Here is a 1002-nt window from a genome sequence, read left to right as displayed (position 1 = left end):
CTGAAAGAGTCTGTGTGAGCTGATCGGGTCTCTGTGGCCTCGTTAGTTTTCAGGTGGCGGGTAATCTATCGGCTAGCGTCATGAGAATGAGGCTCAGGCCGTTGCTGGAAGCGAACCAGCAGGTTCTTGGGGTCGGTGGATCGTCTGACCTTCACAGCATTCCTGCATCTTGGCCTGACGATCAGTCACAGCCTTTTCCCAGTCGATAGGGAAAGTCTCTTCAATCGCTGGCACCAGCACTTCCAGATTGTCCCGTGTCAGGTTGAAGGGGTCGTGATCCTTGCAGCGAATGCGCCGCCCTCCGTGTGTTTCACCGACAAGGAAGCGGGCCACTGTCACAAGGTCACGCGTGTTTTCGCTGTGCTGCCATCTCTGGGCATTGGGGCCATTGAGGCGGAGTGTGGGATGCTTGCCCGTGCCGTCCATGACCACCTGAAGTCGTGTGCCGTTGTCCGTGAAGGCCAGAAGGTCGGGCAGGTCGGCTGTGCTGACCCGAAGCTGCTTGCCGGTCCCGTGGCGTCCTGTCAGGCCAATCAGGCTCACACCGTTGTCCATGCGGGTGACTGGACTGGCTTTGCGGGGCTTGTGTGGTCCGTGGGGCTTTCCGGCATCACAGCGTTTCTTGCGGGCGGGCTGAGCTGCTGTGGTTTCTGTGAGTGTGCTTGTCAGTCCATCTGTGACTGATGTGCAGGGTGTAGACATTGTTTCTCTCTTGTATGGTTGTGCTGACGCATTTGAGCGTGCTGACGCAGTAGGGCCGTCTTGCGGCGTGTGATGGCTGAGGTCGGGTGGCAGGTGTCTATCCTGCAAAGGGGCGAGCTGGGCCGTGTTGTGGAACGGCATCGCTCAGGCAGCCTGAAGGGAGCCAATGTGGCTTCAGGTCACCCGAAGGATGCGGATATGGTTTGGTGAGATTTGATCCTCTCAAGTTATGAAGAGAGGCGGCAGAGCAGGTCTCTGTGGGGGCAGACCTTCGGTGAGGTTTCCACAGGCTTCTGCTCG

1 protein-coding gene is annotated in these 1002 nt (G+C 58.4%); it reads right to left on the bottom strand.

Annotation, left to right across the window (positions count from 1 at the left end; all coding sequences use genetic code 11):
* Positions 1–93: 93 nt before the first annotated feature.
* Positions 94–702 carry a hypothetical protein gene (locus tag AD928_RS00155; RefSeq protein WP_062247321.1) on the bottom strand — a complete coding sequence of 203 codons (609 nt, stop codon included), beginning with the start codon at positions 700–702 and terminating at the stop codon, positions 94–96.
* Between the last annotated feature and the right edge of the window lie 300 nt (positions 703–1002).

Source organism: Acetobacter cerevisiae (genome assembly GCF_001580535.1).
GTDB classification, from domain to species: domain Bacteria; phylum Pseudomonadota; class Alphaproteobacteria; order Acetobacterales; family Acetobacteraceae; genus Acetobacter; species Acetobacter cerevisiae.
This window is presented reverse-complemented; position numbering and strand designations above follow the sequence as displayed.